The 26,768-nt window shown below is 65.9% G+C and carries 28 protein-coding genes; 6 read left to right on the forward strand and 22 right to left on the reverse strand.

The window, feature by feature from the left end; all coding sequences use genetic code 11:
- The first annotated feature begins 3 nt into the window (after nucleotides 1–3).
- Entirely contained in the window at nucleotides 4–546 is a 543-nt protein-coding gene (locus V7066_RS02065; RefSeq protein WP_334181589.1) for a DUF2306 domain-containing protein, read from the forward strand.
- Nucleotides 547–684: 138 nt separating this feature from the next.
- Here V7066_RS02065 and V7066_RS02070 read toward each other — a convergent pair whose 3' ends face one another.
- From V7066_RS02070 to V7066_RS02120, 11 genes are all read right to left on the reverse strand, one after another.
- Nucleotides 685–2,460 carry a bifunctional metallophosphatase/5'-nucleotidase gene (locus V7066_RS02070; protein ID WP_334181590.1) on the reverse strand — a complete coding sequence of 592 codons (1,776 nt, stop codon included), beginning with the start codon at nucleotides 2,458–2,460 and terminating at the stop codon, nucleotides 685–687.
- Between the two features lie 64 nt (nucleotides 2,461–2,524).
- The gene (locus V7066_RS02075) at nucleotides 2,525–2,920 is read right to left on the reverse strand and encodes a metallopeptidase family protein (protein WP_334181591.1); all 396 of its coding nucleotides are present in this window, start codon (nucleotides 2,918–2,920) and stop codon (nucleotides 2,525–2,527) included.
- A 7-nt stretch (nucleotides 2,921–2,927) separates the two neighbouring features.
- Nucleotides 2,928–4,820 (reverse strand): M1 family metallopeptidase, encoded by a 1,893-nt coding sequence (locus tag V7066_RS02080; protein ID WP_334181592.1) that lies wholly within the window; start codon nucleotides 4,818–4,820, stop codon nucleotides 2,928–2,930.
- A 57-nt stretch (nucleotides 4,821–4,877) separates the two neighbouring features.
- Entirely contained in the window at nucleotides 4,878–6,386 is a 1,509-nt protein-coding gene (locus tag V7066_RS02085) for a hypothetical protein (protein ID WP_334181593.1), read from the reverse strand.
- Nucleotides 6,387–6,491: 105 nt separating this feature from the next.
- Nucleotides 6,492–7,052, reverse strand: a complete 561-nt coding sequence (locus V7066_RS02090) for a fasciclin domain-containing protein (RefSeq protein WP_334181594.1) — start codon at nucleotides 7,050–7,052, stop codon at nucleotides 6,492–6,494.
- Nucleotides 7,053–7,070: 18 nt separating this feature from the next.
- On the reverse strand, nucleotides 7,071–7,967 hold the full coding sequence (locus V7066_RS02095) for a hypothetical protein (protein ID WP_334181595.1): 897 nt from the start codon (nucleotides 7,965–7,967) through the stop codon (nucleotides 7,071–7,073).
- A 186-nt stretch (nucleotides 7,968–8,153) separates the two neighbouring features.
- Entirely contained in the window at nucleotides 8,154–9,563 is a 1,410-nt protein-coding gene (gene glnA, locus V7066_RS02100) for a type I glutamate--ammonia ligase (protein WP_334181596.1), read from the reverse strand.
- Between the two features lie 141 nt (nucleotides 9,564–9,704).
- A complete protein-coding gene (locus V7066_RS02105) occupies nucleotides 9,705–10,043 on the reverse strand; it encodes a P-II family nitrogen regulator (protein WP_021233466.1) in 339 nt (112 codons plus the stop codon).
- 397 nt (nucleotides 10,044–10,440) lie between these two features.
- Entirely contained in the window at nucleotides 10,441–11,364 is a 924-nt protein-coding gene (gene argC / locus V7066_RS02110) for an N-acetyl-gamma-glutamyl-phosphate reductase (protein WP_334181597.1), read from the reverse strand.
- Nucleotides 11,364–11,663 carry an SH3 domain-containing protein gene (locus V7066_RS02115; protein WP_334181715.1) on the reverse strand — a complete coding sequence of 100 codons (300 nt, stop codon included), beginning with the start codon at nucleotides 11,661–11,663 and terminating at the stop codon, nucleotides 11,364–11,366. The genes argC and V7066_RS02115 overlap by 1 nt, the downstream gene beginning before the upstream one ends.
- A gap of 117 nt (nucleotides 11,664–11,780) precedes the next feature.
- The gene (locus tag V7066_RS02120) at nucleotides 11,781–13,175 is read right to left on the reverse strand and encodes a leucyl aminopeptidase family protein (protein ID WP_334181598.1); all 1,395 of its coding nucleotides are present in this window, start codon (nucleotides 13,173–13,175) and stop codon (nucleotides 11,781–11,783) included.
- A 45-nt stretch (nucleotides 13,176–13,220) separates the two neighbouring features.
- Between V7066_RS02120 and V7066_RS02125 the strand changes: the two genes are divergently transcribed.
- Together V7066_RS02125 and map are read left to right on the forward strand one after the other, a co-directional pair.
- A complete protein-coding gene (locus V7066_RS02125; RefSeq protein WP_334181599.1) occupies nucleotides 13,221–14,078 on the forward strand; it encodes a DUF4163 domain-containing protein in 858 nt (285 codons plus the stop codon).
- Nucleotides 14,079–14,141: 63 nt separating this feature from the next.
- Nucleotides 14,142–14,972 carry a type I methionyl aminopeptidase gene (map, locus tag V7066_RS02130; protein WP_086492333.1) on the forward strand — a complete coding sequence of 277 codons (831 nt, stop codon included), beginning with the start codon at nucleotides 14,142–14,144 and terminating at the stop codon, nucleotides 14,970–14,972.
- A gap of 216 nt (nucleotides 14,973–15,188) precedes the next feature.
- On the opposite strand, the gene V7066_RS02135 is transcribed toward map, so the two are convergent.
- From V7066_RS02135 to lptB, 4 genes are all read right to left on the reverse strand, one after another.
- A complete protein-coding gene (locus V7066_RS02135; protein ID WP_334181600.1) occupies nucleotides 15,189–16,511 on the reverse strand; it encodes a glycosyltransferase in 1,323 nt (440 codons plus the stop codon).
- A gap of 221 nt (nucleotides 16,512–16,732) precedes the next feature.
- The gene (locus tag V7066_RS02140; protein ID WP_334181601.1) at nucleotides 16,733–17,413 is read right to left on the reverse strand and encodes an energy transducer TonB; all 681 of its coding nucleotides are present in this window, start codon (nucleotides 17,411–17,413) and stop codon (nucleotides 16,733–16,735) included.
- Nucleotides 17,414–17,593: 180 nt separating this feature from the next.
- Nucleotides 17,594–19,087 (reverse strand): RNA polymerase factor sigma-54, encoded by a 1,494-nt coding sequence (gene rpoN / locus V7066_RS02145; protein WP_334181602.1) that lies wholly within the window; start codon nucleotides 19,085–19,087, stop codon nucleotides 17,594–17,596.
- A gap of 56 nt (nucleotides 19,088–19,143) precedes the next feature.
- The gene (gene lptB, locus V7066_RS02150) at nucleotides 19,144–19,941 is read right to left on the reverse strand and encodes an LPS export ABC transporter ATP-binding protein (RefSeq protein WP_334181603.1); all 798 of its coding nucleotides are present in this window, start codon (nucleotides 19,939–19,941) and stop codon (nucleotides 19,144–19,146) included.
- 311 nt (nucleotides 19,942–20,252) lie between these two features.
- Here lptB and V7066_RS02155 point away from each other — a divergent pair, with 311 nt between their 5' ends.
- Nucleotides 20,253–20,702, forward strand: a complete 450-nt coding sequence (locus V7066_RS02155; protein WP_334181604.1) for a hypothetical protein — start codon at nucleotides 20,253–20,255, stop codon at nucleotides 20,700–20,702.
- Nucleotides 20,703–20,791: 89 nt separating this feature from the next.
- Nucleotides 20,792–22,138 carry a TldD/PmbA family protein gene (locus V7066_RS02160; protein WP_334181605.1) on the forward strand — a complete coding sequence of 449 codons (1,347 nt, stop codon included), beginning with the start codon at nucleotides 20,792–20,794 and terminating at the stop codon, nucleotides 22,136–22,138.
- 99 nt (nucleotides 22,139–22,237) lie between these two features.
- On the opposite strand, the gene V7066_RS02165 is transcribed toward V7066_RS02160, so the two are convergent.
- The gene (locus tag V7066_RS02165) at nucleotides 22,238–22,465 is read right to left on the reverse strand and encodes a DUF2171 domain-containing protein (RefSeq protein ID WP_334181606.1); all 228 of its coding nucleotides are present in this window, start codon (nucleotides 22,463–22,465) and stop codon (nucleotides 22,238–22,240) included.
- A gap of 114 nt (nucleotides 22,466–22,579) precedes the next feature.
- The gene (locus V7066_RS02170; RefSeq protein WP_334181607.1) at nucleotides 22,580–22,840 is read right to left on the reverse strand and encodes a DUF2171 domain-containing protein; all 261 of its coding nucleotides are present in this window, start codon (nucleotides 22,838–22,840) and stop codon (nucleotides 22,580–22,582) included.
- A 356-nt stretch (nucleotides 22,841–23,196) separates the two neighbouring features.
- On the opposite strand from V7066_RS02170, the gene V7066_RS02175 reads away from it, so the two are divergent.
- Entirely contained in the window at nucleotides 23,197–24,249 is a 1,053-nt protein-coding gene (locus V7066_RS02175; RefSeq protein ID WP_334181608.1) for a ribonucleotide-diphosphate reductase subunit beta, read from the forward strand.
- A gap of 59 nt (nucleotides 24,250–24,308) precedes the next feature.
- On the opposite strand, the gene V7066_RS02180 is transcribed toward V7066_RS02175, so the two are convergent.
- The 5 genes from V7066_RS02180 to V7066_RS02200 all read right to left on the reverse strand — a co-directional run bounded on the left by V7066_RS02180 (nucleotide 24,309) and on the right by V7066_RS02200 (nucleotide 26,659).
- The gene (locus V7066_RS02180; protein ID WP_334181609.1) at nucleotides 24,309–24,803 is read right to left on the reverse strand and encodes a thermonuclease family protein; all 495 of its coding nucleotides are present in this window, start codon (nucleotides 24,801–24,803) and stop codon (nucleotides 24,309–24,311) included.
- Nucleotides 24,804–24,819: 16 nt separating this feature from the next.
- The gene (locus V7066_RS02185; RefSeq protein WP_334181610.1) at nucleotides 24,820–25,167 is read right to left on the reverse strand and encodes a hypothetical protein; all 348 of its coding nucleotides are present in this window, start codon (nucleotides 25,165–25,167) and stop codon (nucleotides 24,820–24,822) included.
- Between the two features lie 79 nt (nucleotides 25,168–25,246).
- Nucleotides 25,247–25,621 carry a DUF4870 family protein gene (locus tag V7066_RS02190; RefSeq protein ID WP_334181611.1) on the reverse strand — a complete coding sequence of 125 codons (375 nt, stop codon included), beginning with the start codon at nucleotides 25,619–25,621 and terminating at the stop codon, nucleotides 25,247–25,249.
- Between the two features lie 161 nt (nucleotides 25,622–25,782).
- Complete coding sequence (locus tag V7066_RS02195; RefSeq protein ID WP_334181612.1) at nucleotides 25,783–25,995, reverse strand: zinc-finger domain-containing protein; 213 nt, start codon at nucleotides 25,993–25,995, stop codon at nucleotides 25,783–25,785.
- Between the two features lie 94 nt (nucleotides 25,996–26,089).
- Nucleotides 26,090–26,659, reverse strand: coding sequence for an FMN-dependent NADH-azoreductase (locus V7066_RS02200; protein ID WP_334181613.1), 570 nt, complete (start codon nucleotides 26,657–26,659; stop codon nucleotides 26,090–26,092).
- Between the last annotated feature and the right edge of the window lie 109 nt (nucleotides 26,660–26,768).

The following is a 26,768-nucleotide window of genomic DNA, read 5'->3' on the forward strand; positions in this document are numbered from 1 at the left end:
AGAATGAGCGAAGCAGCGATAGCGCCGTCGGGGGCGACGGCCACGGCCAGCAAGGGCATTACCGCGCAGGACTTGCGCGGCCCGGATCGGCTGGAGCGGGCGCTCGGGTTTCTCGCGCTCGTCATGCTGGGCTTCATCTTCGCGGCCCTGCTGCGCGGCCGGGCCGAGTGGGAGCATGTGCCGCCCGTCATCTGGGTCCATCTCGCGACGATCCTTGTGGCGCTGGTGCTGACGCCGGTGCTGCTCTGGCGCCGCCGGGGCGATACGCGGCACCGGGTCTACGGCTATGTCTGGAGCGGGGCGATGATGCTGACCGCGCTGGACAGCCTTTTCGTTCATGGCAACGGACCGGGGCGTTTCAGCCTGATCCACGTGCTTTCGCTGTTCACTCTCGTCATGGTGCCGGTGCTGGTACTGGCGGCGCGTCGGCACAATGCCGCCCGTCACCGCCGGACCGTGCGCGGCCTCATCATCGGCGCTCTGCTGATCGCGGGCTTCTTCACTTTCCCGTTCGACCGCCTGCTCGGCCACTGGCTGTTCGGCTGATCCAGCCTGCGACTTTTCTCGTCATTGCGAGGAGGCGTAGCCGACGAAGCAATCCAGAGCGGTGCAAGACTGCTCTGGATTGCTTCGCTACGCTCGCAATGACGAGGATAGGCTGAAGTCAGGCGGCCCTCATGCCATTCAACGCGTTTCCGGCGTCCGGTCCTCTTGCGGCAGCTGACGCAACGGCACCGCCGAGAGCCAGGCTTCCAGGGCATCGAGGTCGATGGCGCCGTGGACGCGGTTCGTGCCCTGGATGAAGCCGCTGAAGCCGTCGCCGCCTTCCGCCAGGAAGTTCACCACGCTGACGCGGTAGGTCGTGGCCGGGTCGAGCGGCTTGCCGTCCAGCGTCAGCGCCGTGATCCGCGCGCCCGAGGGGCGGCGCATGTCGAAGGCCACGCGCAGACCCTGGCTGGGTGCGAGGGCCTGCTTGTCGCCGCTGTCGTCGAGGCCCTGTTCCAGCGTCGCGCGGATCTGGGCGCCGGTCAGCGACAGCGTGACGATCTCGTTGTTGAACGGCTCGACCGCATAGATCTGGCCGAAGGTCACGGTGCCGTCCGCCGCAGGAATCAGCGAGGTGCGGATGCCGTAGGGATTGACGAAGGCGATCTCGGCCCCGGCCTTGCGGCTGGCGGCAAGCTGCGAATCCGCGATCAGGTTGCCGAGTTCGCCGCCCTTGCCGACGCCCTTTTCCTCGACTTTGCCCGCCGGGCCGGAAAGCTTGCCCACCGGCCGCGCGACGAGGTGCAGCGAGGCGTCCTTGTAGCGCTGGATATAGGCCGCCACGTCCGCGCGCGGCTGGAATTGCGGGAAGGCGGGCTGGTTCGGCACCTCGCCCTTGGCCGACTTGTAGGCAGGCGACTGGACGATCAGGTTGTTCGCCTGCTTGCCCAGTAGCTTGTGCGTCGCGGGATCGAACTTGAGGGTGATGTCCGTCACCAGCTTGCCGTAGACGCCCGCGCTCGTCAGCAGGATCGGACCTGCCTGCGTATTGGCGGTGTAATTGCAGACATAGGCCCAATGCGTGTGGCCCGAGACCACCACGTCGACGCCGGGGTTCAGCCGGTCGAGGATCGGCTGGATATCGCCCACCGCCTGGTCGCAGCCGTTGGGATCGGCGGCGCCGTTGGTGCGCAGGCCCTGGTGGATCAGCACGACCACGGCATCGGCGCCCGCGGCTTTCAGCTGCGGCACCGCGCGGTTGATCGTCTCCGCCTCGTCCGCGAATTTCAGGCCCGCGACCCGGTCCGGCGCGACGAGGGTAGGCACGCTGCTCAGCGAAAGGCCGACGAAGCCGATCGTGATCCGGTCCTTGCCGGTGCCGAAAGTCTTGAGGCCGGTGCCGGGGAACAGCGGCGTACCGTCGGCCAGCGTGGTGCTGGCGGCGAGGTACTTGTAATCGGCGCCCTTGAACGGTTCGAGCTGGCAGGGCTGCCCGCGCGTGTTCTTCTCGCAACCGCCGTTCTGGAGGCGGCGCAGTTCCTGCCAGCCCCGGTCGAACTCGTGGTTGCCCACCGCGTTGAATTCCACGCCGACGCGGTTCATCACGCCGACCGAGGGCTCGTCGAGGTAGAGCGAGGAAGCGAGCTGCGAGGCGCTCGTCAGGTCCCCCGCCGCCACTACGACATTGTTGGCGTGCCGGGCCTTCAGCGAATCCACCGCCGAAGCCAGCCAGGCCCCGCCGCCCGCCGGAACCGCGACTTCGCCGCCGTGTCCGTCCGGCGTGTCGACCGACTGGCTTGGCGGTTCGAGGGCGCCGTGGAAGTCGTTGATCGCGATAACGCCGACTTCGATGGGGGCGGCCTGTCGGGGCGAGGCGACCTGATGCGAGGTCGTCGTCGTCGCGCAGCCCGCGAGCAACGCGGCCATCAGCGAGGTGGAAAGCAGCGGGAAGCCGCGATGGAGGGGGAGAGTCATGGCCGCCGTCCTATCGGATGCTTCCCTGCCGGATCAATGGCTTTTCCTCCCCTATTCGAGGAGGCTAGGCGTCGTCTTCCAGCGCGTGCATGTCGTCGTCCGACAGGCCGAAGTGGTGGCCGACCTCGTGCACCACGACATGGGTGACGAGGTCCTCCAGCGTCACGTCCGTTTCGCACCATTCGGCGAGCAGCGGCTGGCGGTAGAGGGTGATGCGCGGGCGGAACTCGCCCGCCACCCAGACCGATTCCTCGTCGAGCGGGCGGCCATGGTAGAGGCCGGTCAGTTCCCAGGCATCCTCCAGACCGACCGCGCGCAGCGTCTCCGCGTCGGCGAACTCCTCGACGTGGACGGTCACGCCGACGAGGTGCTGCGCGAAAGGTTCGGGAATGCGCGAGAAGGCGGCGTGGGCGAGGGCCTCGAACACGTCCGGGCCGGGGGCATTGCCGAAGCGGGTCATGGCCGCGTTACTCCTGCGGGGCTTCCGGGGCGACGATGCGCGCGATCCCGGCGGCGGTGGAGGGGTGGTAGGTCGGCCTCGCCTCGGCGAAGAAGTCACGCGCCTTGCTCGTGCCCCAGTCCCCCTGCTTCATCAGGCCCTTGTAGAGCGGATAGACCAGCAGCCCGCGCCCGATCCGCGAGAGATAGGCGCGCAAATAGGGCACCGCCGGATCGTAGCGGTTGGCAATGGCGAGTTCGAACCAGGCTGACTGGATATAGGCATTGCCCGAGGCCGAAAGGCCCAGCGCCCCGTCGAGTTCCTTGAGGCGGCCGGGCGTCTGCTTCCGGTCGATACCGTTGAGGAAGCGCAGCCATTCCTGCGTGGTCCAGCCCTTGGGCTGCACGGCGGCGGCTGCTCCTCCGGCATTGAAGGCGGCGAGTTTTTCATCGACCCTGGCCAGAGTCGCGCTGCGCACCCGAACGGCGTTGTCGGGCAGACCCGCGCCGTAGGACCAGCGGTCGAGCTGGAGTTTCAGTTCGAGATCCGGCTGGTCCTTGAGCAGACGCTCGCGCAAGTCCGCGAGGAATCCGGCGGTGGTCTGCGGCTGGAAGGCGTGGCGGTCGAAGTAGGAGGTGAGATAGGCGTCCCACTTGTCGCGGCCCACGGTATATTCGATCATGCGCAGGAAGTTGGAGCCCTTGGTATAGTCCACTTCGCCCGCACCCGGTTCGCCGTTCAGGCGCGTGGCGGCGCCGGTCTGGCCGCCGCCCGCGGCGATCTCGCGCTGGAGCACGTCCCAGTCGAGATCGGCATACGTCGCGGCCTGCTCCTTGCCGTAGAGCGATTCCATGATGCGGTTTTCGAAGTAGGTGGTGAAGCCCTCGTTCAGCCACGAATCCGACCAGGTGGCATTGGTGACGAGGTTGCCCGACCACGAATGCGCCAGTTCATGCGCTACGACGTCGGTATTCGAGCGATCGCCGGTGACGATGGTCGGCGTCAGGAAGGTCAGCATCGGGTTTTCCATGCCGCCGTAGGGGAAGGCGGGCGGCAGCACGAGCATGTCGTAGCGGCCCCAGCGATAGGGGCCGTAGAGCTTGCTGGCGGCGTCGATCATCTTCTCGACGTCGACGAATTCCCGCGCCGCCTTGTCCAGCATCGGCGCTTCGGTCCAGACGCCGGAGCGCGGGCCGAGCGACTTGAACTTCAGGTCGCCCACCGCGAAGGCGATCAGGTAGGGCGGCACCGGCTTGTCCATGCGGAAGCGGAACTGGCGGCGGCCGTCGGGCAGCGCCTCGCCCTTGTCGCCCGAGAGTTTCTCGGCGCTCATCACCGCGACCATGTCGCCCGGTACGCGCAAGGTGGCTTCCCAGGTCTGGCGGATGCCGGGGCTATCCTGCGTGGGTACCCACGAGCGGTTGAGGATCGCCTGACCCTGGCTGAACAGGAAGGACTTCTTCTTGCCGAAGGTCATTTCCGGCGGCAGCCATTGCAGCGCGGTGGCGCCGGGTTTCGAGCGATAGACGATCCTGATCTTCGTCGCGCCGGCAAGCTGGACGGTGAGGGCCGAGCCGATGTCGGCGTTCGCCGTGTCCTTGGGGCCGAGCGCCCACTTGAGCGGCTTGCCCGCTGCGTCGGTGACCGCCGAGATATCCATGTCGTTGACGTCGAGCACCACCTGCCGGGCACCCGGCGCGGCCAGAATGTCGAGCACGGCGCTGCCGGACAGGGTCTTGGCGGTGAAATCGACGTCGAGATCGAGCGCCACATGCGTCACGCGCGCCACTTCCGGCTCGGCGTGAGTCCAGACGTCCCTGGCCTCGGGCGTGGTCAGGATCGGGGCGGGGGCCGTTTCCGCGAAGGCGGGGGTGAGGGCAGCGGTTCCGGCAAGCAGTGCGGCGGTCAGGAGAATACGCATAGGCGCGACTTATGGTCGCGCCTATGACCCGGTGCAAGGGGGCGGGTGCAAGGGTGCCTATAGACCCGAGGCGTAAACGTCGAACTTACGCGTTCCCCCCGCGCGGGCGATGGCGGCCTGCACGTCGGGGCGCTGCTTCAGGGCCGCCAGACCCGCCGCGAACGGCACGGGAGGCAGGTTTGCGGGCGGGGGCGCATAGTCGCTCAATTGTGCGAGGGCGCCGATCCGGCGTTCGGGATCGGCGAGGCGCGCGATCATCGTGGCGGCGGCGGCATCGAGCCGGTCCATGCAGATCTGCAGGTCGGTGACGGCCTCGGGATGATCCCCGGCATGGGCTTCCGCATAAGCGAGATCGGCCTGTGCGAGGTCGAGCTTGCCCGCGCCCTGCGCTGCGCAGCCGTGGGCCAGGCGGTACTCCATCGTTCCGTAGGGGCTTGCCGCCTTGTCGATCTCCGCGCCGAGCGGGGCGAGCGTTTCCAGCGCCGCGTCGTGGTGGCCGAAGCGGCTCTGCAGATAGGCGAGGTTCACGGTCTGGCTGATGTTCCCGCTGCCGTTCTCGCCATAGGCGATGGCCTGGCGGTAGGCGGCGACGGCATCCTCGTAACGGCCGAGTTGCTCGTAGGTGCGGGCAAGGCCGTCCCACCACCAGTTGAGCTTGCTCTCGCGGTCGGAGAACTGCTTTTCCAACACGCCGTAGGGGCGCGCGGCTTCGAGCGTGGCGTGTGCCTTCTCCGGCTCGCCGATCGCCCGCTGCGCGGCGGCGATCCGGATCGGCAGATCGAGCAGGCCGGGGCGGGTCAGGCTGCGGCGTTCGAGTTCGCCGATTTCCCGCTGATAGGCCGCGCGCAAGTCGAAGGCGGCGGGAAGGGTCTCGCGCAGATTGGCGTCGAGGCTGACGCTTCGCAGCAGGTCCGCGCTGTGAAGGGCGCCGATCTGCGCGGTGGCTTCCGTCCTGTCTCCGGAGGCGAGCAGCAGCCGCGCATAGGAAAGGCGGATTCCTTCGAAACGGACGTCATCCTGGGCACGGGGGGACGCGGTGAGCAGCGCCAGAAAGCGCCGGTAGGCCGGGTTGGCCTGATCGCCCGCGAACTTGCGGCCGAGCGCCATCAGCCAGTCGGTCTGGATGGCATCGATCCCGTCCGGCAGGGTCTTCTGCATGGCTTCGAGCGTGGCAACGGCATCGGCGGGCCGACCGCCGTCGAGTTCCAGGCCGAAGCGCAGGCTCCAGGCGACGCCGGGCGCACCGGTGATCGCGGTCATGGCGCGGGCATGGGCAAGGGCTGGGTCAATCCGGTTGCCGCGCGCCTCGCACAAGGTGGCGATCATCAGGAAGGGCACGCGCACGCGGTCGTCCAGCGTAGCGAAGCCCTTGTCGGCGACGATCGGCGAAACCTGACCGAGCGCGCCTTCGCAATTGTCGGTGGTCATGTAGCTCTGCGCCTTCGGAAGCGCGGCAGCGACCGCTTCGCCGATATCCTTGCGCGCCATGGCGGTATCCGGCGCGGCGGCCATGGCCAGACCTGCGAGTAAAACCGCGCGGAGCCGGGCTCCACGTCCGAAATTCATCATTCTATTCCCCGTTGCCTGTGTCGGACGCTAGGGCAGCGGACGGAGCTTGTCAGCGGGGCATGGCGTGAAAAACGTCGTCATGGGACGATCAGGCCGCGAAAATCACAGCTTTTTGAGCACTCCGGTTACCGGGATGGCGATGCTGGCACCGCCGATCACCGGATCGCCGTCGAAACTGGCCTGGGTGCCGTCTTCCGCCGCCACGTTCACGGTGCCGCCCGAGGCCGTGAAGGTCAGCGTGCCGCCGCCCAGCGTCGGGATCGCGACTTTGCCGTCCTTGCTGGCCTTGACGGCGGCGGCGATGTCCTGCGGCGTCATATAGCCGGTCAGCATGTGATCCTTGATGAGCGCGGCCAGGGCGGCGTGGTCGTCCGCCTCGGTCAGTTGCTTCGCCGGATCGCCGAGTTTCGCGAAAGCGTCGTCTTCGGGCGCGATCAGCGTGTAGCTGGCGTTCTCCCGGAACACCCCCTCGATGCCGGTTTCCTTGAGCGCTTCGGCGACGGTCTGGAGCTGCGCCGCATTGTCGAGCGCCTGGGGCAGGGTCTCGGACGCGGCAGGGGTGGCGGTTGCGGTCTGCCCCCCGGAACTGTCCTTGCCCGAACAGGCGGCAAGCGAGAGGGCGAGGGCACCCAGAAGCGTGAGAGCGAGATGGTCCTTGCGCATGTGTCCTTCCTGGCCCTTTCAGGAGAGTAGTTCGATGGCCGCCCGCACGCGGCGGGAAGCGGGGTCGAGCTGGTAGATGTAGCCGTCGCTGTAGCGATAGAGCGCTTCCGGTCCGTCGCGGTACTGGTCGCGCCAGGCGGCGGGGAGGTTGTAGACGTCATGGCCCTGCGGCATTGTCTGGCCGATCCGGATCGGGGCGCCGAGCAGGATTGCCGCGACCCCGGAGATCGCGCTGCCATCGGGCTTCATCCGGTAGATCGTCCTGTCGTAATAGCGCCAGGCGCCCTCGCCGCCGAGGCCGTAGTAGCGGGTGACGTAGGCTGGCAGAGGAACCGGCTTGTAGCTGCCGGGCCAAGGCTGCCCGACCGCGAGGCCGCCGCCGAGCAGCGGCACGTAGCCGACCACGCCGTTGCCGCTTTCGGTCCCGTCGGCAGCAGGGGCGTTCGCCGCGCCGAGGCGCAGCAGGTAGCCGCCCTCGAAGCGGGCCTGAGTGTCGTCGGCCCAGGTGGGGGAGAACCAGCCGGGATCATGCCAGGCCTTTTCCGGCGGACGGGTGCGCGGCGGCAGCACGCAGCCGGGATATGTCCCGGAGATCGCGGCAGGGCAGCCGGAGAAGGTCGGAGCGGCAGCGGGTGGGTTCCAGGCAATGTCCTGCTCACGGGTGAGCACATGCACGCGGTCGCTGGTGGGCACGCGGAATTCGCGACCGCCCGAATCCTTGAATGTGGTTACGGCTGCGTTTTCGCGGGCCTGTTCCTGCTGGCGCTGCTCGCGCGCGGCGGTGACGCGGTTCTGCGCTTTGGCCTGCTCGGATTGTTGCGCGCCGGATTGCTCGGCCGCCGCGATGCCGATCACCAGCGGGGCGATCAGGGTCAGGCCGGTCATCCCGGCGAGAAATGTCCACGTTTTCGGCATCGCCGCTTCTCCTTCGAGGGGCGCAACGCGGCGGGACGATAGCCGTTCCCGCGCAATTTGTCGCCAGGCGTCGCAGCGGGACGTCGCGCAAGAAGAGCAGGTTAGCCAACGAAAAGGGCGCCCGGATTGCTCCGGGCGCCCCACTCGGCGAACTGAGGCTCCTTCCCCGAAAGGAAGGAAGCGCGATCAGGCGCTGTAGTACATGTCGAACTCGACGGCCGACGGCGTGGTTTCCCAGCGCAGCACTTCCGGCCACTTCAGTTCGAGGTAGGATTCGATCTGGTCCACGGTGAACACGCCGCCTTCGAGAAGGAAGGCATGGTCGGCCTGGAGCGCGTCGAGCGCTTCACGCAGCGAACCGCAGACGGTCGGCACTTCGGCGAGTTCGGCCGGCGGCAGATCGTAGAGGTTCTTGTCCATGGCTTCGCCCGGGTGGATCTTGTTCTTGATCCCGTCGAGGCCGGCCATGAGCAGCGAGGCGTAGCAGAGGTAGGGATTGGCCATCGCGTCGGGGAAGCGGAATTCCACGCGCTTTGCCTTGTCGCCCGCACCGTAGGGGATGCGGCACGAGGCCGAGCGGTTGCGGGCCGAGTAGGCCAGCAGAACCGGGGCTTCGTAGCCCGGCACCAGGCGCTTGTAGCTGTTGGTGGTCGGGTTGGTGAAGGCGTTCAGGGCCTTGGCATGCTTGATGACGCCGCCGATGAAGTACAGGCACATGTCCGACAGACCGGCATAGCCGTTACCGGCGAACAGCGGGTTGCCCTTGTCCCAGATCGAGATGTGGGTGTGCATGCCCGAGCCGTTGTCCTTCATGATCGGCTTCGGCATGAACGTGGCGGTCTTGCCATAGGCCTGCGCGACCATGTGCACGACGTACTTGTAGATCTGCATGCGGTCGGCCGTGGTGACCAGCGTGCCGAAGGTCAGGCCGAGTTCGTGCTGGGCAGCCGCCACTTCGTGGTGGTGCTTGTCGCAGGGCAGGCCCATTTCGAGCATGGTGGTGACCATCTCGCCGCGGATGTCGACGGCCGAGTCGACCGGAGCGACCGGGAAGTAGCCGCCCTTGGCGCGCGGACGGTGGGCGAGGTTGCCCGTGTCGTAGTCCTTGTCCGAGTTGCCCGGCAGTTCGATGTCGTCGAGCTTGAAGCCGTTGCCTTCGTAGCCGTCATAGAACTTCACGTCGTCGAACATGAAGAATTCGGCTTCGGGGCCGACGTAGACGGTGTCGCCGAAACCGGCCGACTTGACGAAGGCCTCGGCGCGCTTCGCGGTCGAGCGCGGGTCGCGGGCGTAGAGATCGCCGGTCGAGGGTTCCACGATGTCGCAGAACAGGATGAGCATCGGGGTGGCCGAGAACGGATCGACGTAGACGGCGTCGAGGTCCGGCTTGAGGATCATGTCCGACTCGTTGATGGCCTTCCAGCCCTCGATCGACGAACCGTCGAACATCAGGCCGTCTTCCAGCTCGTCCTCGCCGAGGATCGAAGCGACCATGGTGAGGTGCTGCCACTTGCCCTTCGGGTCGGTGAAACGCAGGTCAACCCACTCGATCTCTTCGTCCTTGATGCGCTTGAGGACGTCCTTTGCACTCGCCATTAGAGTAGTCTCCAGTGATGCTCTTCCGATCCCGAAAGAGACTTTGATGTTCATTGTCTTCGGGCGTTCCCGGTCCCGCCGGTCCCTCCCGATCCGGCCGAAGCCGGGAAAATCGTTTCCGGCGCGGGCCGGGGGCGGATCTTACAGGGCGTCGTCGTCCCGCTCGCCGGTGCGGATGCGCACGGCGGTTTCGATGGGCACGACGAAGATCTTGCCGTCACCGATGCGGCCGGTCTGGGCGGCGTCGGCAATGGCTTCGACCACGCGTTCGGCCAGAGCGTCGGGAACGACCACTTCGAGCTTCACCTTGGGCAGGAAGTCCACCACGTATTCGGCGCCGCGATAGAGTTCGGTATGGCCCTTCTGGCGGCCGAAACCCTTCGCTTCGGTGACGGTGATGCCCGAGACGCCAACTTCGTGCAGTGCTTCCTTCACTTCGTCCAGCTTGAACGGCTTGATGATAGCTTCGATCTTTTTCACGCCAGTGTTGACCCCTGCATGGTCCCGGATTTTTTCCGAAGACAATTCCGGTCCGGGAACCGGATGCCTCGCGCGCGATTCCTATCAAGAATCGTGCCAGTGCGGTTGGCCCCCTCGTAGGCCAAGTGGCCAGCCGCGAAAAGACCGGAAACGCAGGTTTCGGCCTGCGAAATGCACGGAGTCGTGCATCCGATGCCTCCTTGGCGACATTATCTGATCAACATTCAGGCAGGGCCTGCCTTAAAATTGTGCAGAGGCATGTGACCTGCCTCTTTGAGGGCGTTCGCAGCATGAGGGGCGCGGCACGAGGGTCGATGCAAAAAGGCGCCGGAAACCGCATGGGCTTCCGGCGCCTTTTTTGCGCGAATGATATGTCGGGCCGGTGACAGCCCGTGGATCAGAGCCTCAGCCCGGCGGTCTCGGGAAGCCCGGCCATCAGGTTGAGGTTCTGCACGGCCGCGCCGCTGGCGCCCTTGCCCAGGTTGTCGAGCATGGCGACCATGCGCGCCTGCGAGCCGTCCGTCGCGCCGAGCACCCGCAGGGTCAGCGTATCGACCGGCGCCATCGAGGCGCGCAGCAGCAGTTCGCCGGGCTGGTCGTCGACGACCGTGACGATCTCGCTGTCCGCGTAGAAATCGGCCAGCGCGGCACGCAGCGCGGCCGGATCGCCCGCCTTGGGCATCATCGAGAGGTGCAGCGGCACCTCCACCAGCATGCCGCGGTGCGCGGGGACCACGGCCGGGGCGAAGATCGGCGCATGGGTCAGGCCGACATGCGCGGTCATCTCGGGCACGTGCTTGTGGCCGAGCGCCAGGCCGTAGGCGCGGAAGGCGATGTCGCGGTCTTCCTCGAAGTGCGCGATCAAGGCCTTGCCGCCGCCCGAATAGCCGGAGACGGCGTGGCAGACGTAAGGCCAGTCGGCCGGCAGCAGGCCCGCCTTCACCAGCGGCGCGACGAGGGCGATGAAGCCAGTCGGGTAGCAGCCGGGGTTGGAGACGAAGCGCGCGGCGGCCACGGCCTCGCGGCCGACGACTTCGGGGAAGCCGTAAGTCCAGTCCGGCGCCACGCGGTGCGCCGAGGAGGCGTCGATCACGCGGGTCGTCTGGTTGCGGATCATGCCGACGGCGGCCTTGGCGGCATCGTCGGGCAGGCAGAGGATCACGAAGTCCGCGGCATTCAGCGCTTCGGCGCGGGCAGCGTCGTCCTTGCGGCGGGCATCATCGAGGACGATCAGTTCGAACTCGGCGCGGCCCGCGAGCCGTTCGGCGATTTCCAGGCCGGTGGTGCCGGCGGCGCCGTCGATGAAGACCGTCTTCGTCATCAGTCCTGTGCCTCCAGAGTGTCGAGCGCGACATAGCCGACCTGGCCGTCCTCGCCGAGCTGGCCCCAAGCCCAGTTGCCAGCGATGTCGAGCACGTTGAACGTCTCGCCTGCCGGAAGCTCGCGAATCGCTTCGGCGTCGGCGCGGCTCATCACGCGCAGGATCGCGCCCGGCAGCAGCTTGCGGGGCATCGGCACCGCATAGTGCGGCACGAAGTAGAGCCCCGCCAGCTTGATATGCGCCAGATCGCCGCGCACGGGAAGGCATCCGGGATCCGCGGTCACGCTCGGTCCGGTCATGGCCAGAAGCCCATCGATCCGGGGAGGGCGGGTATAGGAATCCTCAGTGGCCAACGCGGGTGCTTCTCCAAATGCAAAGATGCGCGCGCTTAGCGGGGGCATGGCAAAGACGCAAGTTCAGCCGTGTTCGCCGGTGTAGCGCCGTTGCAACATCAGCCATGCCGCGCGCAGGCCGAGCGCGTCGCCGCCCTTGGGACGGCCGGGCTTGGCGGCGGGGCGCCAGGCGAACGTGTCGAAGTGGGCCCAGTCCAGGCCCTTCGGCACGAAGCGGTCCATGAACAGCGCCGCCGTGCTCGCCCCGGCAAAGCCGCTGGAACCGGCATTGTTGATGTCGGCAATGTCCGATTTCAGGTACTCGCGGTAGCCGTCGTAGAGCGGCAGGCGCCAGCAGGGGTCGTCCACCGCGAGACCGGCGTCGAGGATGTCCTGCGCGGTCCTGTCCTCGCGGGTGAACAGCGCGGGCAGGTCCGGACCGACCGCGACGCGGGCGGCGCCGGTGAGGGTGGCGAAGTCGATCAGGAGTTCCGGCTCCTTTTCGCCCGCTCGGGTCAGCGCGTCGCCGAGGATCAGGCGGCCTTCGGCGTCGGTATTGCCGATTTCCACGGTGATTCCCGCGCGGCTGCGCAGCACGTCGCCGGGGCGGAAGGAATTGCCCGAGATCGCATTCTCCACCGCCGGGATCACGAGATGGAGCCGCACCGGCAGCTTCGCGCCCATGATCAGGCGGGCGAGGCCCAGCGCATGGGCGGCGCCGCCCATGTCCTTCTTCATCAGCAACATGCCCGCGGCGGGCTTGATGTCCAGACCGCCCGAATCGAAGCAGACGCCCTTGCCGACGACGGCGATTTTCGGATGTTTCGGATCGCCCCATTCCAGTTCGATCAGGCGCGGCGCATGGGCGCGACCGGCGGCGCGACCGACGGCATGGACCATCGGATATTCGCGCTCAAGCATCTCACCGCGGGTGATCTTCACGTCGGCGCGGAAGGCCTTGGCCAGCGATTCCGCTTCGGATTCGAGCTGGCCCGGTCCCATGTCCTCGGCCGGGGTGTTGACGAGATCGCGCACGAGTTCGATCGCCTCGGCCTCGGCGATCACGGCGTTGATCGCCTTGACTTCGCCGGTGAGGAGAATGCGCGGGCCTTCCTCGGAAGGCTCGGAAAGATAGCGGTCGAAGCTGTACTGACCGACGATCCAGCCGAGCGCGGCCTTTCCGGGCTCTCCGTTCGCGCGGCGGTAGGTGCCGGCGGGGAGCACGTCGGCCAGCTTGGCAAGGCACCAGGTCGAAAGCGCGGCGGGATCGGCCACGCCCGCGGCGACGAACCAGCCGTCGCCATCGGGCAGGATCGCGTGACTGCCCGCGCTGCCGGTGAACTTCTGCGCTTCGAGCGCGGCACGCTGGGGAACCGACAGGCCCTTGATGAACTGTTCCAGCCCATCTTTTGCGACGAGGTGGATGGCGACGGCCTTCTGGCCGCGATCGGGCTGAATCAATGCGTTCTTGTCGGTCATGGTTCCATTCTCTAGCCTTGCTGCGAGCATGAGCCGAGAGGGAAAATGATGCGATCTGGTGCCTGGTATCTTGCCTCCATTGCAACGGCTGTAACAGCGGCGGCCCTGCTGGTAAGCGGCTGCAAGGGCGAGAAGCCCGCTCCCGCCGCTTCGGAAACCGCTGCGGGCGCGGTGGAGACCGCGAGCGAAGCCGCGACCGAGCCTGCGCCGGAAGCCAGCGAAGTCCCTGTGGGCGGCGGACGAGCGGAAAAGGCGGAGAACGACACTTACGAGTTCAGCTACGCCTATCCCGATGCCGCGGGCGCTATTCCGGGGCTGAAAGCCAATCTCGACAAGCAGCTTGAGACATCGCGGGCGGACCTCGTCAGCAGTGCGAAGGAAGGACAGGCGGAGTCGAAGCAGAACGACTTCCCCTATCACGCTTACAGTTACGGCGAGGAATGGAAGGTCGTCACCAATCTGCCGGGCTGGCTCTCGCTTTCCTCGGAGATCTATACCTATTCCGGGGGCGCGCACGGCATGACCACGTTCGACGCCCTGCTGTGGGATCGCCATGCCGAAGCGGCGCGCAAACCGATCGATCTCTTCACCAGCAAGGAAGCCCTGTCCAAGGCGATTCGCACCTCGTTCTGCGCAGCGCTCGACAAGGAGCGGGTAAAGAAGCGCGGCGGCCCGATCGACAAGAGCGACGAGATGTTCTCCGAATGCATCGATCCGGTCGAGCAGGTGGTGATTCTCGGCTCGACCAATCGCCAGACGTTCGATCGCATCGGCCTGCTGGTCCCGCCCTACAATGCCGGGCCTTATGCCGAGGGCAGCTACGAGGTGACGGTGCCGGTGACCGGCGCGGTCATGGCGGCGCTGAAGCCGCAGTACCGGGCGAGTTTCTCGGTCGCGAAGTAGGAGGATGCGCGCGAGGTCAGGCATGATCTCGCAATTTGCGCGCACAGTCGTTATGTAGGCATCATGACCGAATACCAGATCGTCGAACCCGGAAGCGAAACCGTCCTGCGCGACGGCACCATCAAGCTGCACGGCCCCGAGGGCTTCGAGGGCATGCGCAAGGCCGGACGCCTCGCCGCCATGATCCTCGACGAGATCGCCCCGATGGTGCAGCCCGGCGTGACCACGGCGGCGATCGACGACAAGGTGCGGGAACTGACGCTGGACGGCGGCGCGGTGCCTGCGACGCTCGGCTACCGGGGCTATGCGCATTCATGCTGCATCTCGATCAACCATGTCGTCTGCCACGGCATTCCGTCGGAAAAGACGATCAAGGACGGCGATATCGTCAATATCGACGTGACCCCGCTGCTGGACGGCTGGCACGGCGACACCAGCCGCATGTACCTGGCCGGTGACGTTTCGCTGAAGGCGCGCCGTCTGGTCGACGTGACCTACGAATGCCTGATGATCGGCATCGAGCAGGCCAAGCCCGGCAACCGCGTGGGCGACATCGGCGCGGCGATCCAGGCCTATGCCGAATCGTTCCGCTACGGCGTCGTCCGCGAATTCTGCGGCCACGGCCTGGGCCGTCTGTTCCATGATGCGCCCGAAGTGGTGCATGCCGGTCGCCCCGGCACTGGTCCACTGCTGAAGCCCGGCATGTTCATGACCATTGAGCCGATGATCAACCTCGGCAAGCCGCCGGTGAAGCTGCTGGCCGACGGCTGGACGGCGGTAACGCGCGACAAGTCGCTTTCCGCGCAGTTCGAGCACTCGATCGGCATTACCGAGACCGGCTGCGAGATCTTCACGACCAGCCTCAAGGGCCTGCACAAGCCGCCTTACGCCTGATGTTTGTGAAGGAGAGGCGTTCTTCTCCTGGTTTGCGCTTTCATCGGGCACTCCACCCCCGGCCTAACCGGCGGAAGAATGCTGAACCGCGCGTAAAGCGCCGCAGGCTATAAAGGTCGTTTCCCGCAAGGAGCGCACCCCGTTGCTGCGCGCGCAGGGTAGACCGTCTTGGGGGTGCAGGGGGGCTAAGCTCCCCTGCTTTTCTCTTTCTGCCCTTCAAGCCGCCAAGGCCGCAGACGGCTTACTCAGCAGCGCGAGCAGCGAAATGCGGTTGAAGAACCACATGCGTTGCAGTTCGAGACCGCTGTATTTCCGCAAGGTGTTGGCGAAAGTATAGGGCGTGTACCAGACGTTGTGGTCGGGATGGACGCCCTCGAGGAAGGTCTCGGTTTCCGGTACGTAGTCGAAGTGGCGGGCGCGGCACTGGAAGGCGTCGGGCACGGAAATGAGGAAGAGGCCGGCGTCCACGGCTTCGATCTGACCGAGGAAGTCGGAAACGTCGGGGACGTGCTCCATGACTTCGGGGACAAGCACCACGTCGTAGCGGTCGGTCACTTGCGCGAAGTCGGTGAAAAGCTGTCCTTTCACGAATGGTCGCAGCTGTTCGAGCGCCTCGCCGTGGGGATCCAGGCCGTCGAGCCGGGCGCAATGCGCTTCGAGGCGAACATGGAGCGACGTGCGGGGATCGGTGATCGGCCAGTCCGCACAGCCGACATGGAGCACCCGCTGGCCGGACAGCAGGCTGGCGAAGACTTCCATCCGGTCCAGCGAGGCGAGTTCCGATCCCACCGGCACGCGCTGGAGGAAATAGGGTGCATGGATACGTTCGAGCGGTGAGCTTGCGGGCGGTTCGGGGGTGGGCGGCGAAGGTGGCGGCGGAGGTGGTGGGACGGCGATCTCGCTCACATCGGCCTTGTGCATGTTCTCGTAGCTGTGCAGCGTCGAGCCCCAGAGCTGGTGCGCATAGACCGGATCGCGGCCTTCGTAGGTGACGCCGGTGAAATGGCGCGGGATGAACATGTGGCTGGGGTAGATTCGCAGCGGCGTGTAAGCGAACTTGCGGTAGCAGTCGGTCAGGCGCTGCGGCCCCACGGTTTTCCAGGCCATATCGCCGATCACCGAAGGGCTGGCGGCAATGTCCTCGACGATCTGCTTTACGAAAGCGTTGCCCGCCGCGCAGCCGAAGTAGCCCGCGGCGATCAGGCCCGGCCGGGCGATCTCGCTTTCCCAGCAGGCGAAGGCCTCGCAATCGAGCAAGTCGTCTTCGAGCGGGCGGAGGCAGACGGAATCGGCGTCGAAGACCAGTCCGCCGTGTTCGAGCAGGATTTCCCAGCGCATCAGGTCGGCCACGCCGTTGAGCTCGCGCGGAGCCATTTCGGCCATATGGCGGGCGTTGATCCAGTTACGTCCTTCGAGTTCGGCATTGCCCCAGAGGCGCAGCTCCCAATCGGGATGGGCTTCCTGCCAGGTCCGGATGCAATTGTCGGGGCGGCGGGTTTCGTCGCCGACCCAGATGAAATGGAAGCACTTCGGAATCATCGCGGCGGTTCCCGGCGGACGAGGGCAGTCCTGTCCGGGGCTAAGGCGACAGAGTGAAGCAAGTCCGAAGGCGGGCTAGGCATTCCCGCGTAAATGGGCCTGCTCACGGGGGTACGGAGCAGGCCCATCCCCCTCTGGGAGAGGGCGAAGCGATCAGCCGGAGCGGCACGCAAGTGCGGAAGTGTGCCGCTCCGGGCGGGCGACCTCCGGGGGTTTGAAGGTCAGTCCCGCGGGATGATCCAGCGGATCGTCCCCAGGTAATTGCCGGCGACCGGCTGGCCGTCGGCATTGGTGGCCGGTTCGAACCGGGCACGCCTGCTGACGTATTTGCAGGTGGCCTCGTCGAGGCCGGTATAGCCGCTCGACGCGACGATGCTGCACTGGCCGACGCGGCCGTTCGCATCGATGTCGAGCCGGAAACGAACGCTGCCCTGGTGTTCGGCGCGCAAATCTGCGGTGGGATAGTCCTGCGTCGTCACCCAGCCGGAAGCCGCGTTGCGCGGAAGGGCGCCCTTGGGCTGGAACCGGGCCGGCGTTTCGGTCGGCGTGGGCAGGGCGACTGCAACCCTTTCGGTCTCGAAAGCGGTCGGGGTGGCAGTGGGCACCGTCGTGGCGACCTGGACCGGATCGTTCACCGGGATCGGAATGCGCGGTGCGGGCGCGGTCAAGAGCGGCTGGTCCACCGGTTGATCGGGCTGGGCCTTGGGCTCGGGCGGCGGTGGCAGGGGAATGGGTTCGAGCTTGATCTGCGTGGCTTCGGTGCTTTTGGGCGGGTCGCTCTTGAACATCGTGACGGCAAAACCGTTGACGAGCGCGAGCACCAGCCCACCCTGGATCAAGGCCACTATGCCGCCGGTAAAGGCCTTCTGATGATTGTTGGAATGTCGATCGGCGTAGGACATCGGCAATCCTTTCCCATGGGTGCACCGCGTTCTTGCGACGCTGGCTTGCGGTTCGTCGCAAGTCCGGTGCACTTCATGGAAAGAAGATTATCATGAACCTGTACGATTCAAACGAAATTATACTAAACAGGACAAGTATTTAACCAAGCTAGGTGACTATCACCTTGTTTAGTTTTTCGTTCAGCGAACGGCGGCGATGGCTTTCTGTCTGCGGCGCTGCACCGAACTGCCAAGGCCGATGGCTTCGCGATACTTCGCCACCGTGCGGCGGGCGAGTTCGAAGCCCTTGCCCTTGAGCAGGTCCACCAGGGTATCGTCGGAGAGGATCGCCTTGGGGTCTTCGGCATCGATGAGTTGGCGGATCGCCGCCTTCACCGCTTCGGCCGAAGCCCCTTCGCCGCTGGCCGCCGCGACGCCCGAAGTGAAGAAGAACTTCAGCTCGTAGGTGCCGCGCGGGCAGTTCAGGTACTTGTTGGACGTCACCCGGCTCACGGTCGATTCGTGCATGCCGATGGCCTCGGCCACGGTGCGCAGGGTTAGCGGGCGAAGCTGCGAGATGCCCTGGCGGAAGAACGCTTCCTGTTGCTTCACCAGTTCGCTGGCGACCTTGAGGATGGTCTTCTGCCGCTGGTCCAGCGCCTTGATCAGCCAGTTGGCATCGGCCAGCTTGTCGGAAAGCCAGGCGCGAGAGCCCTTGTCGGTGCAATTGCCCTTGAGTTCGACATAGTAGCTGCGGTTGACGATCAGGCGGGGCAGGCTGGCCTGGTTTATCGCCACGTTCCAGCCGCCGCCGTCGCCGTCATCACTGCGGGCGGTGATGAGGATGTCGGGTGTCACCGCCGCGCTGGGTTCGCCGCCGAAGCGCAGGCCGGGCTTGGGATCGTAGCCGCGCAGTTCGGCCAGCATGTCGGCGAAGTCTTCGTCGTCCACGCCGCAGATGCGCTTGAGCCGGGCAAGATCGCCGCGTGCCAGCAGGTCGAGGTTCTCGATCAGGCGGGCCATGCAGGGGTCATGGCGGTCGGCCTCGCGGGCCTGGAGGGCGAGGCATTCGGACAAGGTGCGGGCGCCGACGCCGGTGGGATCGAGCGTCTGCACCACCGCGAGGGCGGCTTCGGCCTCGGCGCGCTCGATGCCGAGGCTCTGGGCCACTTCGACAAGGGTGATCGGCAGGTAGCCCGCTTCGTCGAGCTGGCCGATGATGTGACGGGCGATGGCGGCGATCAGCGGGTCGGCGGTGGCGGCGCCGACTTGCGCTTCCAGATGGGCCGCGAGCGAGCTTTCGCCGCTGCCGCGTTCGTCGATGCCGGGAAGGTTCTCGCCGGAACCGGATCGCAGCTCGGCGGACCATTCGCCGGTGTCGCGGTCGCGATCGAGCGCGGTGGTGTCGATATCGAGCGGTCGGTCGTCCTCGCCGCGCCCTTCGCCGATCAACCGGTCCACCGGCGAATCTTCAAGCGTGGTACGGCGGATCTCTTCCGGAGCTTCGCTCGCTTCGGGCGACGGTGGCGCGGGTTCGCCGCCCACGTCGAGCAGCGGGTTGGCTTCCAGCGACTCGCCGATGAAAGCCTCGATCTCTAGGTTGGACAGCGCCAGCAGCTTGATCGCCTGCTGGAGCTGCGGCGTCATGACCAGTGACTGACTTTGCCTGAGATCCAGGCGAGGTCCGAGCGCCACGGACTAGCAGGCCTGCGGACAGGAGCCTTTCGACAGGCGTAAGCCTGCCGCGAGGGTCACAGTGTGAAGCCTTCGCCGAGGTAGAGCCGGCGCACGTTCTCGTCGGCGACGAGGGCCTCCGGGCTGCCCGCAAAGAGCACCTGGCCGCCGTAGATGATGCAGGCACGGTCCACGATGTCGAGCGTTTCGCGCACGTTGTGGTCGGTGATGAGCACGCCGATGCCGCGCGTCTTGAGGTCCTTCACGAGGTCGCGGATGTCGGAGATCGAGAGCGGGTCGATACCGGCGAAAGGTTCGTCCAGCAGCATGATCGAAGGCTTCGCGGCCAAGGCGCGGGCGATCTCGCAGCGGCGGCGCTCACCGCCGGAGAGGGCCATGGCCGGGCTGGAGCGCAAGCGGGTAAGGCCGAATTCTTCGAGCAGGCGCTCCAGTTCGCTGGCGCGCACATGCTTGTCCGGCTCGTTGAGTTCGAGCACGGCGCCGATGTTCTGTTCCACCGTCAACCCGCGGAAGATCGAGGTTTCCTGCGGCAGGTAGCCAAGGCCGAGGATCGCGCGGCGGTACATGGGCAGGCGCGTCACGTCGACGCCGTCCATCAGGATGCGGCCCGAGTCCGGGCGCACCAGGCCCATGATCGAATAGAAGCAGGTGGTCTTGCCCGCGCCGTTGGGGCCGAGCAGGCCGAGAACCTCGCCCTTGGCGACCGAGAGCGAAATGTCGGTGAGGACTGCCCGCTTGTCGTAGCTCTTGGCGATCGAGATCACTTCGAGCCCACCCGCTTCGGCGACGGTGGGCACGTGATGGCCTGCCTGGGAAGGGCCTGCCTGTGCGGGAAGTTCGGTGGTTCCGGTCATCTTCAGAGCGGTTTAAGCATCCGTCGGTGCCTCGGCAAGTCGGCATTCGACGGATATCGAGCCGATTGGCAGGTTTCCTGCATGGTCCGGCCCGTTTGCGACGCTTTCGCAGTTCGCCCGAGGAACCGGGTAACAATCTTGCGGGTTCATGGGGTGAACTTGAAATCCTCGGCGTCAAGTGATCTACTGGATTTCGGGGACGGCGACCGGGGAACATTCCCAGGTACGGGCGCCGAATTCGGGGCCAAATTCGGGTACGGGAAAAAACCGGCCCGAAAAAGATTGGTGTCGCAAAGAGACGGGAAACAGCGATGGACAGGACCGGCAAACATGACGTGATGCCCGAACATCCAGGGGGCAGCTGGAGTTCAACCGGCAGCCTGCCGGACAAGCCGGTGGCGCCAGAGGGCGGCTCCCTGAAAGACTGGGTGAAGGCCGACTGGCGGCGCAGGATGAGCGACAACATCGCCTATGCCCTGCTGGTCTACACCGCCTTGCAGATTTTCGTCACCGTCGGCGCGCTCAAGACTCATGGCGAGTCGTTGCTGCCCTATCTCGCGCTCGTCATCCTGGTCGTCGCGATCATTCCGGCCTGCCGCCGTTTCGAGGCGCGCTGGAACCGGCTAGACGACAGCCAGGCCCACGATCCCGCGATGGCGCCCTATTATCGCCGCGACCGGCTCGTGCTCTGGCTGCTGGCGATCGGCCTGCCGTTCGCCATTACCGGCCTGTTCAAGGGACTCTCGCTGCTGGTGAAGTGACCGGTTCTCACGCGGGATTTGCGCTCCGCCCTCGCGGCGTTTAGGGCTGCGCTCCCCCGACCCCATCGGGGAATTGGAGACCCGAAAAGATGCTCAGCCCGCAGGAAGCGCTCGACCGCGCACAGGACCTCGTCGACCGCGCGCGCAAGGCCGGCGCCGATGCCGCCGATGCCGTGTTCGGCGCCAGTTCGTCCGAGGGCATTCAGGTCCGGCTCGGCAAGCTCGAAGATGTCGAACGCTCCGAAAGCGAGCATATTTCGCTGCGGGTCTTCCTCGGCAAGCGTTCGGCCAGCATCGGCTCCTCCGATCTTTCCCCGCAGGCGCTGGACGAACTCGCGGCTCGCGCCATCGCCATGGCCGGCGCCGCGCCGGAAGACGCTTATGCCGGTCTCGCGCCCGAGGAATTTCTGAGCCGGGGACCCTGGCCGGAACTCGACCAGTTCGACCCCTCCGAACCCAGCCCGCACGATCTGCGCGCCGCCGCGCTGGAGGCCGAGGATGCGGCGCGCGCCGTGGCCCGCGTCAGCAATTCGGACGGCGCCACCGCCAGTGCCGGAACCGGGGTCTTCGCTCTTGCTACCAGCCACGGTTTCGCCGGGGCTTATGGTTCGACCAGCCATTCGCTCAGCGTCTCGATCGTCGCCGGAGAAGGCGCGGCCAAGCAGCGCGACTATGCCTGGCGCTCGGCGCATCACCGCGCCGACCTGCCGCCGCCTGCCGAGATTGGTGCGCTGGCGGCAGAGCGCGCGGTCGCCCGCCTCGAACCGGGCCGCATGGCGAGCGGCGCGATGCCGGTGGTCTTCGATCCGCGCGTCGGCGGCTCGCTGATCGGGCACTTCACCGGGGCCATTTCCGGCAGCGCCATCGCCCGTCGGTCCAGCTTCCTGCTGGACAAGCTGGGCGAACAGGTTTTCGCGCCGGGGATCGTTTTGGTGGAAGAACCGCACACCCTCCGCGGCCTGCGCTCGCGTCCTTTCGACGGCGAGGGTCTGCCGACCCGTTCGCGCAACTTGATCGAGGATGGCCGCCTGACCGGCTGGCTGCTCGACAGCGCCTCGGCCCGGCAGCTCGGCCTGGAGCCGACCGGCCATGCGGCGCGCGGCGGTGGCGGTGCGCCCGGCGTTTCGGTGGGCAACCTGCATCTCCAGCCCGGCACTGCCAGCCCGGCCGAACTGATCGCCGACATCGCGGACGGTGTCTACATCACCGAACTGATCGGCCACGGCGTCAACGGCGTGACCGGCGACTACAGCCGCGGCGCCTCGGGCTTCCGCATTGTGGGCGGCGAGATCGCGGGACCGATCGCCGAGTTCACCGTGGCGGGCAACCTCCTGGCGATGTTCGCCGGCCTCACCGCTGCCAGCGACCTCGAATGGCACCGCGCGATCAACGTGCCGACCTTGCGTGTCGACGGAATGACCGTGGCAGGGGATTGAGCAAGGCACCGAAAACGGAAAGAACCCCGGCCGTCCGGGGACGGGAGGCCGGGGTTCCATCGGGACGGGCGGCGACTGGCGCCCATCCTGTACAGCGGTTCAGTTCGCGCCGCTGCCCATCGGGATCGGCGTGCCCTGCTTGAGGTAGACCCGGTTTTCCTCGATGCGGTCGACATTGTCGAAGGCGATGAAGTGGTGGGCACCGTCCGAACTGTCCGAACGGGTCAGCTTGATCTGGTCGTCCTTCACCTCGTCCACCGTGCCGACATGCTGGCCGGTATGGTCGGTGACTTCCATGTGCTGGCGGATGCGCAGCTTTTCGAACATGAGGTTCTCTCCCGTTGAAGCGTCGATGCCTTTTCAACGGCGCGCCGCAGCGCTTCGTTCCGGCATTGGTCTCAGCGGGAAACCGGCTCGTGGAAGGGCCTCACGAAAAGTCGCTCAAGGCTCCGCGCCGAGCCCGAAAGTGGCGTCTCCGCGCGGGGACAGCAGGACCTTGTCGCCGTCTACCCCGTCGACTTCCGAGACCGCGACGAATGGCGAGCCTTCACCTTCCAGCACGATTTCCTGCCCGTCCAGATGATCGACCGTGCCGATCGTGAAGCCGTCCGCGTCGATGACCGTCATGCCCTTGCGGATCACCCCCGATTCGGTGGGCCAGGATGTCTGGACGGGATCGAAGGGGGATGGCGAAGACGACATGGCGGGTCCTCCGGTTGGGGCCGAGATGCGGCCCGGACAGAACAGGAATAGCCTGCAAACCGGCGTTGTTCCACGATTCGCATGAAATCGCCCCTTCCGGCTCTGGCCTACAATCCCTAGCGTCCCTATATTGCGGCAGGCGCTAGATATGCTTTTCTAAGCTGTGGGAAGTTTTCCCCAACCGGCTCCAAAAGCGATCAAATTTGGGTATCGTGGCGGGCATCGGCATCGCGGCTTGCCCCGTGCCCCTGAAATCATGTGCCGGGAATGGCGCGGAAGGCCGAGCTTCGGCCCTTCGAATCGCCCGGCGCGTCCTTAGAATCAGATAGTCATCGAACCCCCGGAGTTGTCCGCCCATGTCCCTTCTCGAAGCCCGCAAGACCTACAAGCCCTTCGAATATCCCTGGGCTTACGACTTCTGGAAGACGCAGCAGCAGATTCACTGGCTGCCCGAGGAAGTGCCGCTGGGCGAGGATTGCCGCGACTGGGCGCAGAACATCTCGGAGCATGAGCGCAACCTGCTCACCCAGATCTTCCGCTTCTTCACCCAGGCCGACGTGGAAGTGCAGGACTGCTACCACGAGAAGTACGCCCGCGTTTTCAAGCCCACCGAGATCAAGATGATGCTTGCCGCCTTCTCCAACATGGAGACGGTGCACATCGCCGCCTATTCGCACCTGCTCGACACCATCGGCATGCCCGAGAGCGAATACGGCATGTTCCTTGAATACGAGGAACTCAAGGCCAAGCACGATTACCTCCAGAAGTTCGGCGTCGACAATGACGAGGACATCGCGCGCACCCTGGCCATGTTCGGCGGCTTCACCGAAGGCGTGCAGCTCTTCGCCAGCTTCGCGATGCTGATGAACTTCCCGCGCTTCAACAAGATGAAGGGCATGGGCCAGATCGTCTCTTGGTCGGTGCGCGACGAATCGCTGCACTGCGAGGGCATCACCCGCCTGTTCCACGCCTTCGTGCAGGAGCGCGGCTGCCTCACCAAGGCGGTGAAGGACGACATCGCCGACCAGTGCCAGACCACGGTCCGCCTGGAAGACGCCTTCATCGACCTCGCCTTCGAGATGGGCCCGGTCCCCGGCATGACCGCCAAGGACATCAAGAAGTACATCCGCTACATCGCCGACTGGCGCATGAACCAGCTTGGCCTCAACCCGATCTACCTGATCGAGGATCACCCGCTGCCGTGGCTCCAGCCGCTGCTGAACGGCGTCGAGCATGCCAACTTCTTCGAGACGCGCGCCACCGAATATTCGAAGGGCGCGACGCGCGGCAACTGGAACGACGTCTGGTCGAACTTCGATTCGCGCCGCAAGGTGAAGGCCAACGACGAAGTGCTGATCGTGGAAGGCACCGAGCCGGACATGTTCGGCGCGACCGAGGCTGCCGAGTAACTCCAGGCCTTCGATCATGAAAAGGGCTCGGGAGCGATGCTTCCGAGCCCTTTTTCGTATCAGCACCAGGTGCCGCGGCGGCCTTTCCATTGTTCGGCAAGGCCCTCGTCCACCAGGGTCGTGCCGAGGCTGCGGCCCTCGCGGGTGACGATGCGCAGGGCGCGGCCGTAGCGGTCCTGGTCACGGCCGTCGCCGCCCGGCTGGAGCGAGAACGGCCCCTCGTTCAGTAGGGCGATAAGCCGCTCGGTCGCCTGGGCGCCGAGCCGGGCTTCATAGCTGCATTCCGGCTTGCTGGTTTCCGGCGTGTTGATGTCGGCGATGCGGATCTTGGTGCCGCGATACCAGAAGGTGTCGCCGTCGACGACGCAGGTCTTGCGCACCGGGCCGGAGCAGCGGGCGAAGCGGGCGCTTTCGGTATCCGGCGCGGTGAACAGGCCGCTGCCGGGGGCGCCGGTCCTTGCGCCATGCCAGTAATAGAGACCCGCGACGAGCACGAGGGGGAGAAGGATCCAGATCGGCGCGGAAATCGAGCGCCGATGGGTACGATTTGGCATGGAGAGAAAAAGGTCCTCAGGTTCCGTAGTCGCGTGCCTCTGGCGCGTCGAATTCTCCCCGGCAAGTGCGAATCAGCCGGTCCAGCTCGTGATGGTGAAAGGGCTGGATCAGCCGAAAGCCCAGCGTGCCGTTGCCGCTCCAGCGCACGAGCGCTTCGAAAGGCTCGGCGCCCTCCGGGGCGATCGCCAGCACATCGCCGTTGACGATGGGATCGGACAAGAGATCGACAGGCACGACGCAGCCGATCCGGCAGCCTTCCTGTGAAGTCTCGACCAGCAGACCGGTGCCGACGCAGCGGGTGCCGCGCAGGATGCGCGTCTCCCGGCGGACGGCGTAGCGCTGGTGCGCGCGTATTCTCAGCATGTTCACAGGCAGCGGCCCCCCGGCATCCTTTCCCAAAATCGACTTTACGGTCCCGGCCTTAGCATCCGGTTACCGTGGTTCAGATCAGCCAACTGCCCGGATTCGGCATCGGCGCATGCTTCTGCGCGTTGAGCAGGCTCATCACGCTGCGCACGATCACGAGGATGGAGACGGCGGCGAGCACGAGCAGGCCGATCGCCACGATCAGCAGCAGGAAGCCGACCACGGCTCCGGCAAGTCCGATCCAGAACGTGTTGATCAGGTATTGGTAGTGGGATTCTTCCCAGGCTTCCTTGGGCTCACCGCGCCAGACGAAAGCCAGCACGATGCCCACGATCGCCGTGATCCCGGTAAAATAGGACGCGAGATAGAGCAGGCTGATGATCGTCGGGTGATTGAATTCGAAGCCGGAAGTGGTGCCGGAACCCGTATTCGGGCGATTCAGGTCGTCCATGGCTTTCTCCATGCTGTTCCCGGACGGGGATGCTGCCCAATTTATGACAATTGTGCAAGCATCGGGCGCAAGCATGGGAGTCCGGGCCCTTCGAAAGGCTGCCGGAGGGCAATCAGATGTGTGAGCCGGGCGTTACAGCCCGGCGCGCAGAAACGTTGAAATCAGGCCGCCTGCTGGTCGGCCGGGCCGCCCTTGAGGACGAAGCGGCGGTCGCAGTAACCGCAATCGACGTAGCCCTTCTCGTCGATCTCCAGCCACACGCGCGGGTGGCCGAGTGCGGCAGCCTTGTAGGTGCCGTTCGAGCGGATTTCGGTGGCCCCGTCGCAGGAAACGCGGTGGGAATCGGTGAAGACGGTTTCGGGCTGCGTGCTCATGGATTGGCCGATTACCAAGCCTTGACGGGAATTTCCAGCGTGCAAATGGCCCCGGCGCGTATCGGGACGCGCTGGGGCCATTGCTGTTCTTCTATCAGGCCGGGACAGCCAGGGCACCCGCTTCGGCGAGGGCGTCGGCAAGAGCCTTCTCACGGACTTCGGGGCCGATGGCGATGCCTTCGGCGAGTACGAAGATCGGATCGGTGATGCCCACGAAGCCGAGCACGGCGCGCAGGTAGGTTTCGGCGTGTTCAACGGCGGCGCCGGGCTGGCCTTCGCCGTAGTAACCGCCGCGCGACAGGGCCACGTAGACCTTCTTGCCGCCGGCCAGACCCTGCGGGCCTTCGGCGGTGTACTGGAAGGTCTTGCCCGCCACGAGAACGCGGTCGAACCAGGCCTTGAGCTGGCTGGGGATGGTGAAGTTGTACATGCCCGCGCCGATCACGATCACGTCGGAGGCGAGGAATTCGGCCAGTTCGGGGGTGCCGTCCGGATTGCCGAGAACGTCGAGCGTCAGGTGCGGCAGGGCCTCGGCGGCGAGGTCGTGGTAGCTGACTTCGAGCGCGGGATCGGCCTTGGTCAGGTTCTGCACGATGGCGGCCGAAACGGCGCGGCTCACCGAGTTTTCGCCAAGGATGCTGGAATCGAGATGGAGAAGCTTCATGGGGAGAGAACCTCTAGGATAGTCTGGAAAAGGGTCTTGGTTTGAAATCGTGACCAGCCATAGCTATGTTGCACTGCGACGAACGCCAAGAGCGCATTTTTTCAGGACC

Source organism: Novosphingobium sp. (genome assembly GCF_036820275.1).
GTDB lineage: Bacteria > Pseudomonadota > Alphaproteobacteria > Sphingomonadales > Sphingomonadaceae > Novosphingobium.